Here is a 14,581-nt window from a genome sequence, read left to right as displayed (position 1 = left end):
ACCCCGCCGGGTGGACGCCGCCGCCGGATCACCTGTCCACCCGGACGGCGACGTGGTTGTCGCCGGGGGTCAGGTCCGGCCAGTAGCGGTGGTCGGCGCCGTAGTGGACCAGCCAGACCGACAGGCCCGTCTCAAGGCCCTCCGGCCCGAGGCGGAAGCGGAAGGTCCAGCTCCGGCGCTCCCCGGCCGGCACCCCCTCGGTCAGGCACGACGGCCACTCCGGCTGCACGCGGGCCGGCTCGCACCGGTTCCAGTCGCCACCGTCGGGCGTGCCGAAGGCCTCCAGGTGCCGGAAGGCGACGCGGTCCGCGTCGAGGGACCCCCGGTTGGTCACGGTCACCGTCAGCGTGCCCTGGAACCGGCCGTGCCCGTCCGCCGGTCCGAGGACGAACGGCCCGGCGGAGATCGCGAGGTCGGTGAGGCGGGAGTCCCGGCCGAAGGTGGCCGGGCCGCCGGTCTGGGCGAACCCATCGCCGTTCCAGCCGTACGTCCGCCACTGCTGGCGCGCCCAGTACGCCGGAATGCTGCAACAGGGCTGGATGTCGGCGACCTGGACGCGGACCTTCCCGTCGGTCACGGCGACGGCGCGGACGTCCTCGAAGCCGCCGTCGCCCCCCTCGTGCGTCCGGGCCACCCGCCCCAGCGTGACGATCCGCCCGGCGGCGTCCCGGTCGAAGGCGACCACCTGCTTCGCCGACGCCTCGCCGATGCGGCAGCCGAGCAGGGCCAGCGTCTCGATGGCGCCGTCGGCGTCGACGTCGCCGTGCGTGACGCTGATCAGGTACGGCCGGTCCACCTCCGGCGTGGTGGCCGGCAGCAGGGCGACCCGCGTGGTGTCGGCGCAGTTGCGGCCGGCCCACGCCGGCAGGTCGGGTCGGGCGGCGCGCAGCTGCCGCTCGGTGATCCGGCCGTCCGGCGCCTCCGGTGACGGCGGCGCCGACGACGGCGACCGCGACGCGTCGGGTGAGGGTCGGGGCGACGGGGACCAGGTCGCCTCGGCCGTCGGCGTCGCCGCCGGCGGTGCCGGCGGCGGGGCGTCCCGCAGCGCCGCGACGGCGGCGATCGGGGCCACCACCAGCGCGACGGTGACCGCCCCGGTCGCGACGGTGGCGCGGCGGCGACGCCGCAGCGTGCGCCGGGCCGCGTCCGGGCCCGGACCGTCGATCCGGTCCGTCAGGTCTCCGCGGTACGCGGCGAAGCGCGCCCGCAGCGGGTCCTGCTCAGGCATGACCGACTCCCTCCGGGTTCTCGTCGAGCAGGGTGGCCAGGACGGCGCGGCCCCGGTGCAGCCACGACTTGACCGTTCCCTCGGCCACCCCCTCCTGGACGGCGATCTGGGCGACGGACATGTCGGCGAGGTAGTGCAGGACCACGGCCCGCCGGTGTTTCTCGGGCAGCGCCGCGAGCGCCCTGTCGATGGCCACCCGGTCCGGCGTCGGGCCCGGCACCTGCGTCTCCACCCGCCGCTGCCGCAGCAGGTGGCCGCGGGCGGTACGCAGCCGACGCCACCGGCTGCGGGCGAGGTTCCAGGCCACCCGCCGGATCCAGGCCACCGGGTCGTCGTAGCGGGCCAGCCGGTCCCACCGGGCGAGCGCCCGGCAGAACGCCTCCTGCGCCAGGTCCTGGGCCTGGCCCAGGTCTCCGGTGTACGCGCAGAGCTGCGCGGTCACGCTGCGGAAGTGCGCGTGGTAGAAGTCGTCGAAGGTGATCGTCGCCGCGCCCTCGCCGGCCCGCGCGTCGACCGTCGGAGGTGGTTCGTTGGCGCGGGCCCCCATCGTCACAGTCACTGTCCCTCCCCGTTCGGGCCGCCGTGCGTGTCTGGCGGCGGTAACACTCCACCGGGCCGCGGCCGGTTGCGGCCGGCGCGGTCGTGGATCCGACGGGGGAACCGGCCACCGACGGGTCGACCGGCGCCGCCGTGGGCTGTGGTTGACTTGTGGCGGTGCTCGGGAAGGGGGCGGTCGTGCAGGTGCCGGGAGTGCTCGGTGAGCCGATCCGGTTCGTGCTGAACTGGGGCCGCCGCTACTCGCTCTGGGTCTTCAACTTCGGCCTGGCCTGCTGCGCGATCGAGTTCATCGCCACCAGCATGGGCCGGCACGACTTCATGCGGCTGGGCGTGATCCCGTTCGCGCACGGGCCCCGGCAGGCCGACCTGATGGTGGTCTCCGGGACGGTCACCGACAAGATGGCCCCCGCGATCAAGCGGCTCTACGACCAGATGCCCGAGCCGAAGTACGTCATCTCCTTCGGCGCGTGCTCCAACTGCGGCGGCCCCTACTGGGACTCGTACTCGGTGACCAAGGGCGTCGACCAGCTCATCCCGGTCGACGTCTACGTGCCCGGCTGCCCGCCCCGGCCCGAGGCACTGCTGCACGGCATCCTGCGCCTCCAGGAGAAGATCGCCGCCGAGCAGTCCGGGATCGGCGGCGTGCCCCGGCCGGACGCGCTCGCCCCGCCGGTCGACGCCCCGCCGGCCGACGCCGGCTCGACCGGCGTGCTCCCGCGCTCGGCGGAGTCGCTGACCGCCCCGCCGGTCCGCCCGCCCACCCCCTGAGCCGTACCGTCCGGTCGGACGAGAGCCCCGGTTGGCCGGCGGGGGCTAGCCTGCGCACCATGAACCACTCCGCCGACCAGCGTTCCGCCCACATCGCCGACGTGCTCACCGAGGAGTTCGGCGCGTCGATGGCTCTCGACCCGGCCGCCTTCCGCCGCAAGTTCCGCAAGATGGCCGCGTCGCCGTTCGCCTTCTACCGGGGCAGCGCCTCGCTCTTCTACGCCGACCAGGTCGGCGACTTCGCCGACGACCGGTTCCTCGACGACCGGACCAGCCGGGTGTGGATCCACGGCGACCTGCACGCGGAGAACTTCGGCACGTACATGAACGCGTCCGGGCAGCTCGTGTTCAACGTCAACGACTTCGACGAGGCGTACGTGGGGCCGTTCAGCTGGGACCTGAAGCGGCTGGCGGCCAGCGTGGCGCTGATCGGCTACGCCAAGGCGCTCTCCGACCGGGCGATCAGCGACCTGGTCACCGGCTTCGCGCGGTCGTACCTGACCGAGCTGCGCGCCATCGCCGAGGGGGGCGACGACGCGATCGGCTCGATCACCCTGGACAACGCCGACGGGGTGCTCCGCCGGGTGCTCCAGCAGGCGCGGCTCAACACCCGGGTCGACCTGCTCGCCACGCAGACCACCATCGACAACTACGAACGCCGGTTCTCGCTTGGCGACGGCGTCTTCGAGATCGACGCCGAGACCCGGGAGCGGGTCTGCGCCGCGTTCGAGGACTACCTCGGCACGCTGCCCGCCTCCTCCGCCCAGCTCCGTCCCGTGGCCACCCAGATCAAGGACGTGGTGCTGCGCAAGGGGGTGGGCATCGGCTCGGCCGGGCTGCCGTCGTACAACCTGCTGCTGGAGGGGCACACCCAGGCGCTGGAGAACGACGTCGTCATCTACATGAAGCAGGCCCAGGTGCCGGCGGTGGCCCGGCACATCGCCGACGAGGCGGTCGCGGGCTACTTCCAGCACCAGGGGCACCGCACCGCCGAGTCGCAGCGGGCACTCCAGGCGCACGCCGACCCGTGGCTGGGCTTCACCGAGCTGGACGGGGCCGGGCAGCTCGTCGCCGAGGTCTCCCCGTACGCGGCCGACCTCGACTGGGCGGACGTGAACGAGCCGGAGGAGCTGGCCGGCGTGCTGACCGACCTGGGCCGGGCGGTCGCCCGGATGCACTCGGTGGCCGACGACGAGTCCAGCCACGACCTGGTCGACTACTCCACGGAGGAGGCGATCGTGGCGGCGGTGGACGCCGACGAGGCGGGCTTCGTGACGCACCTGGTCGACTTCGCCCACGCGTACGGCGTCCGCGCCCGGCAGGACCACCAGCTCTTCGTCGACCTGTTCCGCAACGGCCGGCTGCCCGGCCTCTGAGCGGAGTCAGGAACCGAACTCCAGCACCACCTTGATGTCGTCCGGCTCGGAGGTGTACGCCCCGGCGTACGCCTCCACCGGCACCCGGCGGGTGATCAGTGCGTCGAGCCACGACCGGTCGGCGCGGGCCAGCGCCGCGGCGGCGAGGTCCCAGTGCCGGCGGTTGGCGTTCACCGAGCCGAACACGACGTTGTTCTCCAGCACGAGCGCGCGGTTGAGCGCCCCGGCGTCGAGGTCGATGGTCCGCCCGCCGCTGGAGACGCCGGTCAGGCAGACGATGCCGGTCGGCGCGGCCTTGTACATCACGTCGAGGACGACGACCGGCGCCCCGGTGCACTCCAGCACCACGTCCGGCTCGAAGTCCAGCTCGCTGACGGGCACGGTGTGGTAGGTCGCCCCGAGCGCCCGTACCAGATCGGGCTTCGGCCCGGTGGTGTTGCGGTCCAGCACGTGCACGGCGAGCCCGCGCTGCGTGGCCAGCAGCGCGGCCAGCAGGCCGATCGGCCCCGCCCCGGTGACCAGTACGGTCTGCGGCTGCCACTCGGCGCGGGCGCCGATGCGCTCGATGTGCTCCCACGCCTTCGCCACCACGCTGGTCGGCTCCAGCAGCATGCCGACCGGGGCGAGGGCCCGGTCCAGTCCTACGGCGAACCGGGGTTGCAGCCGCCAGCGGTCCCGGGCGAAGCCGGGCAGGGCCTTGATGCCGTGCTCGGTGAACCGACCGTTGCGGCACATGTCCCACTCGCCGACCGCGCAGTTCGGGCAGGGCACCGGGTCGGGGTGCCGGACGACGCCCGCCACCAGGTCGCCGGGTTGCAGCGTGCCCGACGGGTCCTCCAGCACCCGGCCCAGCGACTCGTGCCCCAGCACCAGCCGGTCCGCGCCGGGCGGCGCCTCGCCGTAGTCGCCGGCGATGATCTCGTGGTCGGTGCCGCAGATCCCCACCGCCAGTGCCTCGACCAGGATCGCGCCCTCCTCGGGCGGCGGCTCCGGATGATCGTCGACCAGCCGCAGCGAGTCGGCGACACCCGGGTTGACAGTCACAGCGCGCACGCCCCCATCCTTCCCCGCCCCGGTCTCCCCCGCCGCCAAAGCCCGACATCCACCCCGCACCTCCACACCCGCACCCGCGCCCCGCGCTCCCGCACTCCGTGCCCCGCGCCCCGCGCCCCGCGCCCCGTGGCCCGCGCCCGCACCCCGCACCCCGCGCCCGCTCGATCATGCAGGTGTGGTGGGGGACGAAGGTCGCTTTCCCTGCCGAACCGGGCACCACAACTGCATGATCGTCCCGGCGGCAGGGCGGGGGATCGGGGGCGGGGTGGGTGCGGGGCGTGGGGCGTTCGGTTGGGTGGGGGGTGCGGGGGAGGACCTAGGATCAGCGGCATGACTCCGGAAGAGGTCGGCCAGCGGATGGTGGCGCTGCTCGCGCCCGCCGAGGTGACCCCGTCGGTCTCCGGCGGCCAGGCGCACGCGCGCGCCACCGTCGACGTACCGCCGGCGAACTGGCCGGACGCGCTCCGCGCGGCCCGCGACGACGCCGAGCTGGCCTGCGACTACTTCGACTGGCTCTCCGCCGTCGACGAACTCGCCGGCGGCTTCGACGTGGTGGCGCACCTCTGGTCCACCACCCGCCGGCACGGGATCCTGCTGCGGACCCGGGTGCCCCGGGACGCCCCGGCGGTCGCCTCGGTCGTCGACGTCTACCCGGGCGCCGCATGGCACGAGCGGGAGACCCACGAGATGTTCGGCATCGACTTTCCCGGTCACGCCGGGCTGGCGCCGCTGCTGCTGCCGCCCGAGTTCGAGGGGCATCCGCTGCGCAAGGAGTTCGTGCTCGCCTCCCGGGTGGCGAAGCCCTGGCCGGGCGCGAAGGAGCCGGGCGAGTCCGAGGCCGGCGGCGGACGCCGCCCGATCCGCCCGCCGGGCGTACCCGCGCCGGGGGAGTGGGGGACGACGCCGACACCTGCCGGCGCGGGCGGGGTCGGCGAGGGGCCGCGCGGCGGCACCCCGGCCCGCCCGGCCCGGGAGCGGCCCGCCCGACCGGCCCCGGGGGCCCGTCCACCGCGTACCGCCCGGCCCGCCGCCACCGCCGACGGCCCGGCGCCTGCCGGCGGCCCGGCGCCCGCCGACCCGGCGGTCCCCCGTCCCGCCGGCCCGGGGGCCGACGCCGGTCCGCCACCCGGCGGGCCCGGTCGGACCGCCCGCTCCGGCCCGGCGACGGACCGGCCCGCGCCCGAGGGGCCGGCAGCGTCGGAGCGTTCCGGCGACGACGGAGGTACGCCCTGATGCCACTGTGGTTGGAGCTGGTCATCCGGGTGGGGGGCGTGCTCGTCGCCTTCCTCACCCTGCCGTTGCTGGTCGGGCAGGCCGAGCACAAGGTGATGGCGCACATGCAGGGCCGGCTCGGCCCGATGTACGCGGGCGGCTTCCACGGCTGGGCCCAGCTCGTCGCCGACGGCGTGAAGTTCGTGCAGAAGGAGGACGTCACGCCCCGGGAGGCGGACCGCGCGGTCTTCCGGCTCGCCCCGGCGGTCGCCCTCGTGCCCTACCTGCTGGTCCTGCTGGTGATCCCGCTGGGCCCGGACGACCTGGTCGGGCAGCCGCTGGACATCGGCCTGTTCTTCGTGCTGGCCGTGGTGGGCGTGGGCGTCGTGGCGGTGCTGATGTCGGCGTGGGCGTCCGCCAACAAGTACAGCCTGCTCGGCGGGATCCGCGGCGCGGCCCAGCTGCTCGGCTACGAGCTGCCGCTGGTGCTGGCCGCCGCGTCGGTGGCGATGGCGGCCGGGACGCTCAGCCTCTCCGGCATCGTCGAGGCGTGGCAGCCGTGGTGGCTGCTCTGGCAGGCCCCGGCCATGGTCGTCTTCTTCCTGGCCGGGCTCGCCGAGATCCGCCGTCCCCCGTTCGACATGCCGGTCGCCGACTCGGAGCTGGTCTTCGGCTACATGACGGAGTACACGGGCCTGCGGTTCGCGTTCTTCCTGCTCGCCGAGTACGTGGGCATCGTGGTGATCGCCGCGCTCACCACCGTGCTCTTCCTCGGGGGCTGGCAGGGCCCGTTCGCCGACGCGCAGCTCGGCTGGCTGTGGACCCTGCTGAAGGTCTTCGCCGTCTCGTTCCTGATCATCTGGCTACGGGTGTCCTACCCCCGTCTGCGCGAGGACCAGCTCCAGCGTCTCTGCTGGCTCGTCCTGGTCCCCGTCTCCCTGGGCCAACTGGTCCTCACCGCCGCCGTCCGCGTCGCGCTGTAGGGGCGCGCCGTCAGCGCAGCGGGGTGTGGGCGGGGTCGACACGCTCGGCGGGCGGGGGCGGCGGGGGCGGGGTGCCGTCGCCGAAGGGGCGACCGCCGAGGGCCTCGCGGCCGTGCGGGGTCAGCCAGTTCGCCAGGTCGGGGCCGAGCGGCACCACCCCGGTCGGGTTGATGTCGCGGTGCACCTCGTAGTAGTGCCGCTTGATGTGGTCGAAGTCGACCGTGTCGCCGAAGCCCGGCGTCTGGAACAGGTCCCGGGCGTACGCCCAGAGCACCGGCATCTCGGTCAGCTTGCTCCGGTTGCACTTGAAGTGCCCGTGGTAGACCGGGTCGAAGCGGACGAGCGTGGTGAACAGCCGCACGTCCGCCTCGGTGATGGTGTCCCCGACCAGGTAGCGCTGCCCGGCCAGCCGCTCGCTGAGCCAGTCCAGCCGGTCGAACAGCCGGTGGTACGCCTTCTCGTACGCCGCCTGGTCGCCGGCGAAGCCGCACCGGTAGACGCCGTTGTTGACGTCCCGGAAGAGCAGCTTGCTCACCTCGTCGATCTCGTCGCGCAGCCGCTCCGGGTAGAGGTCGGGCGCCCCCTCGCGGTGGTACGCCGTCCACTCGGTGGACAGGTCGAGGCTCATCGGCCCGAAGTCGTTGGTGACCACCTGCCCGGTGGGCACGTCCACGATCGCCGGCACGGTGATGCCCCGCTCGTAGCCGGGGAACCGGGCGAAGTACGCCTCGGCCAGCCGCTCGATGCCGAGCACCGGGTCGCGCCCGCCCGGGTCGAGGTCGAACGTCCAGCTCCGCTTGTCGTGGGTCGGGCCGGCCACCGCCAGCGAGATCGCGTCCTCCAGCCCGAGCAGCCGCCGGACGATGATCAGCCGGTTCGCCCAGGGGCAGGCGCGGCTGACCGCCAGCCGGTACCGGCCGGGCTCCACGGGCCAGCCGTCGCGGGCGTCGGCGGTGATCCGGGTGGCGATGTAGCGCTGGTCCCGGGTGAACTCGCCGCCCGGCTCGACGTACCGGCCGCCGGTGCGCATCAGCACCTCGTCCGCGTTGGTCGCCGCGCCGCCCTCGGTCGTGCCGCCCATGTCCGTCCCCTCCGCCGTCGCTCGTCGCTCGTCCCATCATGGCGGCTGCGCCGTCCCCAGGCGCGCCGAGTGCCGACCTGGGCCGTCGCGCCGGACGCCGCCCACGGCCGTCCCGCGGGGGCAGACGGCGGCGGGCAGGGTGGGCGGGGGCCTACGGTGCTGACCTGGGCCGGGGCGGTCGGCGGTTAGGCTGCCGCGATGATCGATGTGGAGGCGGCGGCCCGACGCTTCATCGCCGACGTGTGGAACGGCGCGCGGGAGGAGTCGGCGTACGAACTGGTGTCGCCGGACTGCCCCGGGCTGGGCGGCGAGGGGCCGGAGGCGACGCTGGCGTGGCACCGGGAGCGCCGCGCCGCCTTCCCCGACCTGCGGTACAAGCTCGTGGACGTGGTGGCCGCGGGGGACCGGGTGGCGGTGCACTGGCGGGCGGCGGGCACCCAGGCCGGGCCGTTCGGGCCGGTGCCGCCGACCGGGCAGGTGGTCAGCTACTCGGGGGCGAGCTTCCTGCGCTTCGACGACGCGGGCCGGATCGTCGACGTGTGGAGCTGCAACGAGCTGTTCCAGCTCCTCCAGCAGCTCGGCGTCGAGATGCTTCCGCCCGTGGCGGGTGGCGTCAGCGGGACCGGGGCGTGATCCTGCCCAGCGGGATGTCGATCTCCCAGGGCTCAGGAATGAGGATGCCGTCGGTCATCCGGGCCTGCTCGACGTAGACGCGCTTCGCCGGGTGACCTCGTGGGGCTGGTAGTACGAGGGGTTGCGCGAGGCCGCGTCCAGCTCGGTGACCAGCACGTCGGGGACGAAGGACCGGGTCCGGGAGAGCCGCACCTCGACGCCCTGCGTGACGTCCAGGTCGGCGGGGCAGCTTTCCTCGAGCGCGGCCATGAGGCGACCGGCGATGGACTGGTGGAGTCGCGTGGGGGAGGGCGACACGATGAGGTTTCCGTCCAGGAGTTCGTGGCGGCGGCCGTCGTCGGGCAGGCGGTCGAGGTCGTCGACCGTCCACCCGCCCGGCGGCGGAAAGTCGCCCTGCAGCGCGGCGGTCATGGCGAGCCCTTTCCGGTGCGTCGTTCTCCCCGCCCCACCGTACCGCCGGCAGACCTCGGGGGGTGGTCGCGCGCGCCGCGGCCACAGGGCAGGATGGTCGGCATGACCGACCGCAGCGAGCGCAGCGAGCCCGGCGGCACCGGCGCAGACCGTGGCCTGCCGGGCGCGGGCCTGGTGAAGGGGCTCGCGGTCACGTTGAAGACGATGACCCGCCGCTCGACCACCCAGCAGTACCCGGACGTCGCCCCCGAGCTGCCGCCCCGCTCGCGCGGGGTGATCGCGCTGCTGGAGGAGAACTGCACGGTCTGCATGCTGTGCGCCCGGGAGTGTCCGGACTGGTGCATCTACATCGACTCGCACAAGGAGGAGGTGGCGGTGCCCGGGGCCGCCCGCCCCCGCCAGCGCAACGTGCTCGACAAGTTCGACATCGACTTCTCGCTCTGCATGTACTGCGGCATCTGCGTGGAGGTCTGCCCCTTCGACGCCCTCTACTGGTCGCCGGAGTTCGAGTACTCCGAGTACGACATCAAGGACCTGCTGCACGACAAGGACCACCTCGGGCAGTGGATGGCCACCGTGCCACCGCCGCCCGCGCACGACCCCAACGGTGAGCCGGCGAAGGAGGAGACCGCCGCCGCGCGCAAGGCCGCGGTCCCGGCCGCGCCCGCCGCCCGTCCCGCCGCCCCGGCCGTACGCCCCGAGCCCGAGGCCGGCGCATGACCGGTGCGGACGTGCTGCTGCTCGCCCTCGGCGCGCTGGCGGTCGGTTCGGGGGTGCTGGTGGTGGCGACCCGGCACCTGGTGCGCGCCGGCCTCTACCTGGTGCTCTGCCTCGGCGCGCTGGCCGGGATGTACCTGGTGCTCACCGCCGAGCTGGTGGCCTGGGTCCAGGTGCTGATCTACGTGGGCGCGGTGGTGGTGCTGCTGCTCTTCGCGGTGATGCTCACCCGCGCCCCGATCGGCGCCTCCGACGACCTGGACCGGCCGGGCTGGGCGGCGGCGCTGATCGGTGGCGGCACGGGGCTCGGGCTGGCCGCCCTGCTCGTCGACGCGTACCGGTGGACGTCCGTGGAACTGCCCGACGCGGGCACCGCGGAACGCCTCGGCGACCAGATCTTCCGTAGCTGGGTGCTGCCCTTCGAGGTGCTCTCGGTGCTGCTGCTGTCCGCCCTGGTCGGCGCCATCGTGATCTCCCGCCCCGACATCGGCCGGCCGAAGGCCGACCAGCGGGGCGGCGACCGGCCGGGCACCGAGGGGCGGTCGCGGTGAGACCCGTCATCCCGTACGTCACCGCCGCGCTGCTGTTCGGCCTCGGCGTCTACGGCGTACTGCGCCGGCGCAACGCGGTGCTGGTGCTGATGGCCGTCGAGCTGATGCTCAACGCGGTCAACCTGATCCTGGTCACCGCCGACACCACCGTGCGCGCGCAACTGCCGCACGGCGGTCAGGTCTTCGCGCTCTTCGTGATCGTGCTGGCCGCCGCCGAGATCGGGGTGGGCCTGGCGATCGTGCTCCAGCTCTACCGGCTCCGGGCCACCGTCGCCGTCGACGAGGTGCCGCTGACCGAGGGCCAGCCGATCGGCGGTCCGGCCGAGCCGGCGCTGACCCGATCCGGCGCGGGCAACGGCGCCGGGACCGACGCCCCGCCCGGGTCCGCCGACCGTCCGGAGGGGGAGCGGTGAGCACGACCACGCTGCTCGGCGCGCTGCTGCCGGTCGTACCGCTGGTCGCGGGTCTGCTCGGTCTGCTGCTGCCACCCGCGCCGCGCGACGCCGGGACCGACGGGGGCCGCGCCCGACAGGTGGCGATCGCGCTCGGCGTGACCGGGGCGGCCGGTGCGCTGGCGCTCGCCGTAGCGCTGCTGGCCACCCTCGACCGGCCCGCCGAGGCGTCCACCACCTGGGTCGACCTCGGCGGGCTGACCGTGAGCCTCGGGGTACGGCTGGACGGCGCCGCCGCGCTGGTCGCCGTCGCGGTGGCCGCGGTGGCGCTGGCCGTGCAGGTCTACTCGGTCGGCTACCTGCGCCGGGGCCCGCACGACGACGTCGACACCGACCACCGCTACCCGCCGTACGCGGCGCAGATCAGCCTCTTCACCGCCGCCATGCTGCTGGTGGTGGTCGCCGGCGACCTGATCCTGCTGCTGGTCGGCTGGGAGGTGATGGGCATCTGCTCCTACCTGCTCATCGCCCACGACCGCCGGCTGCCCGAGGCGCCGGCCGCCGCGATGAAGGCGTTCCTGGTGACCCGGGTCGGCGACGTCGGCTTCCTGCTCGGCATCGCGCTGCTCGGCGTCTCGGCCGGCAGCTTCCGGATCGCCGACGTGCTCGCCCACGACCACGCCACCGGCACGCTGACCGCCGCCTGCCTGCTGCTGCTCGCCGGGGTGGCCGGCAAGAGCGCCCAGTTCCCGCTGCACACCTGGCTGCCGGACGCGATGGCCGGCCCGACGCCGATCTCGGCGCTGATCCACGCCGCCACCATGGTCGCCGCCGGCGTGTACGCGGTGACCCGGCTCTACCCGCTGTTCGAGGCGACCCCGGCCGCGCTGGCCGTGCTCGGCGTCATGGCCTCGGTCACCCTGCTGCTCGGCGCGTTCGCCGCCACCGCCCAGGACGACCTCAAGCGGGTGCTGGCCTGGTCGACGGTCTCCCAGATCGGCTACATGACGGGCGCGCTGGCGGTCGGCTCCACCCCGGCCGCCCTGTTCCATCTGCTCACCCACGCCGCGTTCAAGGCGCTGCTGTTCCTCGCGGCCGGTGCGGTGATCCACGCCGTCGGCACCACGCTGATGTCCCGCATGGGCGGGCTGCGCCGCACCATGCCGGTCACCTTCTGGTGCACGGTCGTGGGTCTCGGTGCCCTGGCCGGGCTGCCCCCGCTGTCGGGCTTCTGGAGCAAGGACGGCGTGCTCACCGTCGCCCAGGACGCCGCCCTGCACGGCAGCGGCCCGGCCCCGGCCTGGGTCGGCTGGCTGGTCTGGCTGGCCGGGCTCCTCGGCGTCGCGGTCACCGCCTGGTACGCCACCCGCCTGCTGCTGCGCACGTTCTTCGGCGAGACGCGGATCCCGCTGGCGCACCCGCACGACCCGCCCGCGGTCATGCGCTGGCCGGTGCTGCTGCTCGCCGTGCCGGCCGCCCTGCTCGGCCTCGCCGGCTTCGACTGGGCCTTCGCCCGCCGGCTGCTGCTGACGCCGACCGTCAGCGCGCCGGCCGAGGAGCACCTGCTGATCCACGTCGGCCCGGAGTTGCTGCTGCCGCTGGCGCTGCTGGTCGTCGGGGCGGGGCTGGCCTGGCTGCGCTGGCGGCGGGACCCGGCCGCCGACCCGGCGACCGCGTTGGGTCCGCTGCGGCCGGTCTTCGCCGCCGCGTTCCGGCTCGACGACGTCCAGCGCACCCTTGTCGTACGCCCGGCGAAGGCGCTGGCCCGCGCCACGCGTACGGCCGACGAGGTGGTGGTGGACGGCGCGGTCGAGGGCAGCGGCCGGGCCGCGCTCGGCCTCGGCGGCGGCCTGGCGTCGCTGCACCGCGCGGCGCTGCCGCGCGCGGCGGCCGGCGTGCTCGCCGGGGCGCTGCTGATCGGCCTGGCGGCCGTCGTGATCGGAGTGGCCCCGTGAGTGCGAGGAGTGAGCCGATCTTGCGAGCCCCGCAGTCGCGAACTGAGGTGGCCCCGTGAGCGCGAGGAGTGAGCCGATCTTGCGAGCCCCGCAGTCGCGAACTGAGGTAACGCTGTGAGCGCGGGGGAGTTCCTGCTGGTGGCGGTGCTGGCGCTGCCGGCGCTCGGCGCGCTCCTGGTGGCGGCGACGCCCCGGGACCGGGCGGCCCGGGTGGTCGGCACGGTCGTCGCCGCGCTGACCCTGGTGGCCGCCGCGCTGCTCTTCCTCGGCGACCGCGGCTGGACCAGCTACGCGGCCGACACCCCCGCCGTGCGCCCCTGGCACCGGCTCGACCTGCCCTGGGTGCCCGGGCTCGACCTGCGCTTCCACCTCGGCGTGGACGGCATCTCCTGGCCGCTGGTCGTGCTGACCGCCCTGCTCACCCTGCTCTGCTGCGCCTACACGCTCTGGAAGGTCCCCGACGGCGGCAGTGGGCGGGCGCTGGTGGCCCTGCTGCTGGTCGTCGAGGTCGGCATCCTCGGCACCTTCCTCGCCCTCGACCTCGTGCTCTTCTTCGTCTTCTTCGAGGTCGTCCTGCTCCCCATGTACGCGATCATCGCCGGCTGGGGCGGCGCGGACCGGCGGCGGGCGGCCCGCAAGTTCGCCCTCTACACGCTGTTCGGCTCGGTGCTGCTGCTGGTCGGCGTGTTCGTGGTGGTGGCCGCCGCCGGGACGGCCGACGTGGTGGCGCTCACCGGCGGCACGGGCCTGTCCCGGGGCACCCAGCTCGCGGCGTTCACGCTGCTGGCGCTGGCCTTCGCGGTGAAGAGCCCGCTCTGGCCGCTGCACTCCTGGCTGCCCGACGCGCACACCCAGGCGCCCACCGTCGGCAGCGTCGTGCTCGCCGGGGTGCTGCTCAAGATGGGCACGTACGGGCTGGTCCGCATCGCGGTCGGGGTGGCCCCGGAGGGCGCCCGCTGGGCCGCCCCGGTGCTCGGCGTGCTGGCGGTGGCGGCGATCCTCGTCGGGTCGCTGGTCTGCCTCGCGCAGCGGGAGCTGAAACGGCTGATCGCGTACTCGAGCGTCGGGCACATGGGCTTCGTGCTGCTCGGGGTCGCCACGCTCACCACCACCGGCATCCAGGCGGCCCTGATCGGCAACGTCGCGCACGGGGTGATCACCGGCCTGCTCTTCTTCCTCGCCGGGGCGGTCAAGGACCGTACGCACACCGGGTCGCTGGACGAGCTGTCCGGACTGCGGGAGACCGCGCCCCGGCTGGCCGGGCTGCTCGGTTTCGCCGCCGTCGCCTCGCTCGGCCTGCCCGGGCTGGCCGGCTTCTGGGGCGAGGCGTTCGCCGTGGTGGCCGCCGTCGAGGTCGGCGGGGCGCTCTGGACCACCCTGGGCGTGCTGGCGGCGATCGGCGGGGCGCTCACCGCCGCGTACCTGCTGCGGCTGCTGCGGCGGGTGACGCACGGGCGGCCCAGCCCGGCGGTCGGGCGGCTGACCCCCGGCCTGGCCGGTGCGGAACTGCTCGCGTGGGCGCCGCTGGTACTGCTCGCCCTCGCGGTCGGCCTGGCCCCGACCCTGGTGCTCGGCGTCGCCGAGGCCCCCGTCGACGCCCTCGTGGAGGTGCTGCGGTGAGCGATCCGGGCCGGCGGTACGGACGTGACGGGGAGGTGCTGCG

The 14,581-nt window shown here is 74.7% G+C and carries 14 protein-coding genes and 1 pseudogene; 10 read left to right on the top strand and 5 right to left on the bottom strand.

Features of this window, described 5'->3' with window-relative positions:
• Positions 1 to 28: 28 nt before the first annotated feature.
• Together AC0OO9_RS11295 and AC0OO9_RS11290 are read right to left on the bottom strand one after the other, a co-directional pair.
• Positions 29 to 1,228 (bottom strand): hypothetical protein, encoded by a 1,200-nt coding sequence (locus AC0OO9_RS11295; RefSeq protein ID WP_484517194.1) that lies wholly within the window; start codon positions 1,226 to 1,228, stop codon positions 29 to 31.
• The gene (locus tag AC0OO9_RS11290; protein WP_484517193.1) at positions 1,221 to 1,787 is read right to left on the bottom strand and encodes a SigE family RNA polymerase sigma factor; all 567 of its coding nucleotides are present in this window, start codon (positions 1,785 to 1,787) and stop codon (positions 1,221 to 1,223) included. Before AC0OO9_RS11290 ends, AC0OO9_RS11295 begins: the two co-directional genes overlap by 8 nt.
• Before the next feature lie 176 nt (positions 1,788 to 1,963).
• On the opposite strand from AC0OO9_RS11290, the gene AC0OO9_RS11285 reads away from it, so the two are divergent.
• Positions 1,964 to 2,554 carry an NADH-quinone oxidoreductase subunit B gene (locus AC0OO9_RS11285; protein WP_132231313.1) on the top strand — a complete coding sequence of 197 codons (591 nt, stop codon included), beginning with the start codon at positions 1,964 to 1,966 and terminating at the stop codon, positions 2,552 to 2,554.
• Between the two features lie 59 nt (positions 2,555 to 2,613).
• On the top strand, positions 2,614 to 3,930 hold the full coding sequence (locus AC0OO9_RS11280) for a DUF2252 domain-containing protein (protein WP_132230867.1): 1,317 nt from the start codon (positions 2,614 to 2,616) through the stop codon (positions 3,928 to 3,930).
• Between the two features lie 6 nt (positions 3,931 to 3,936).
• Here the strand turns inward: AC0OO9_RS11280 and AC0OO9_RS11275 are convergent, their stop codons facing one another.
• Positions 3,937 to 4,983 carry a glucose 1-dehydrogenase gene (locus tag AC0OO9_RS11275; protein WP_484517192.1) on the bottom strand — a complete coding sequence of 349 codons (1,047 nt, stop codon included), beginning with the start codon at positions 4,981 to 4,983 and terminating at the stop codon, positions 3,937 to 3,939.
• A 330-nt stretch (positions 4,984 to 5,313) separates the two neighbouring features.
• Between AC0OO9_RS11275 and AC0OO9_RS11270 the strand changes: the two are divergent.
• Both AC0OO9_RS11270 and AC0OO9_RS11265 read left to right on the top strand, forming a co-directional pair.
• Positions 5,314 to 5,910, top strand: a pseudogene (locus AC0OO9_RS11270) (NADH-quinone oxidoreductase subunit C); the annotation flags it as partial.
• Positions 5,911 to 6,215: 305 nt separating this feature from the next.
• Complete coding sequence (locus AC0OO9_RS11265; RefSeq protein ID WP_132230869.1) at positions 6,216 to 7,178, top strand: complex I subunit 1/NuoH family protein; 963 nt, start codon at positions 6,216 to 6,218, stop codon at positions 7,176 to 7,178.
• Positions 7,179 to 7,188: 10 nt separating this feature from the next.
• Here AC0OO9_RS11265 and AC0OO9_RS11260 read toward each other — a convergent pair whose 3' ends face one another.
• Positions 7,189 to 8,259 (bottom strand): glutathione S-transferase family protein, encoded by a 1,071-nt coding sequence (locus AC0OO9_RS11260; RefSeq protein WP_484517191.1) that lies wholly within the window; start codon positions 8,257 to 8,259, stop codon positions 7,189 to 7,191.
• A 198-nt stretch (positions 8,260 to 8,457) separates the two neighbouring features.
• Between AC0OO9_RS11260 and AC0OO9_RS11255 the strand changes: the two genes are divergently transcribed.
• Positions 8,458 to 8,892 carry an ester cyclase gene (locus tag AC0OO9_RS11255; protein WP_484517190.1) on the top strand — a complete coding sequence of 145 codons (435 nt, stop codon included), beginning with the start codon at positions 8,458 to 8,460 and terminating at the stop codon, positions 8,890 to 8,892.
• Positions 8,893 to 8,946: 54 nt separating this feature from the next.
• On the opposite strand, the gene AC0OO9_RS11250 is transcribed toward AC0OO9_RS11255, so the two are convergent.
• Entirely contained in the window at positions 8,947 to 9,303 is a 357-nt protein-coding gene (locus AC0OO9_RS11250) for a Uma2 family endonuclease (protein ID WP_484517189.1), read from the bottom strand.
• 93 nt (positions 9,304 to 9,396) lie between these two features.
• On the opposite strand from AC0OO9_RS11250, the gene AC0OO9_RS11245 reads away from it, so the two are divergent.
• From AC0OO9_RS11245 to AC0OO9_RS11225, 5 genes are all read left to right on the top strand, one after another.
• A complete protein-coding gene (locus AC0OO9_RS11245; protein ID WP_484517188.1) occupies positions 9,397 to 10,023 on the top strand; it encodes a NuoI/complex I 23 kDa subunit family protein in 627 nt (208 codons plus the stop codon).
• Positions 10,020 to 10,571: an NADH-quinone oxidoreductase subunit J family protein gene (locus AC0OO9_RS11240; RefSeq protein ID WP_484517187.1), complete on the top strand. Its 552-nt coding sequence runs from the start codon at positions 10,020 to 10,022 to the stop codon at positions 10,569 to 10,571. Before AC0OO9_RS11245 ends, AC0OO9_RS11240 begins: the two co-directional genes overlap by 4 nt.
• Positions 10,568 to 10,984, top strand: coding sequence for an NADH-quinone oxidoreductase subunit NuoK (nuoK, locus tag AC0OO9_RS11235; RefSeq protein WP_484517186.1), 417 nt, complete (start codon positions 10,568 to 10,570; stop codon positions 10,982 to 10,984). Before AC0OO9_RS11240 ends, nuoK begins: the two co-directional genes overlap by 4 nt.
• A complete protein-coding gene (locus AC0OO9_RS11230; protein WP_484517185.1) occupies positions 10,981 to 12,918 on the top strand; it encodes an NADH-quinone oxidoreductase subunit 5 family protein in 1,938 nt (645 codons plus the stop codon). Before nuoK ends, AC0OO9_RS11230 begins: the two co-directional genes overlap by 4 nt.
• A gap of 114 nt (positions 12,919 to 13,032) precedes the next feature.
• Entirely contained in the window at positions 13,033 to 14,538 is a 1,506-nt protein-coding gene (locus AC0OO9_RS11225) for a complex I subunit 4 family protein (RefSeq protein WP_484517184.1), read from the top strand.
• The last annotated feature ends 43 nt before the right edge of the window (positions 14,539 to 14,581 follow it).

This window comes from Micromonospora sp. USAFONa4, assembly GCF_057197825.1.
Note: the sequence above shows the minus strand (reverse complement) of the source record. Positions and strands in the feature narration are given on the sequence as shown.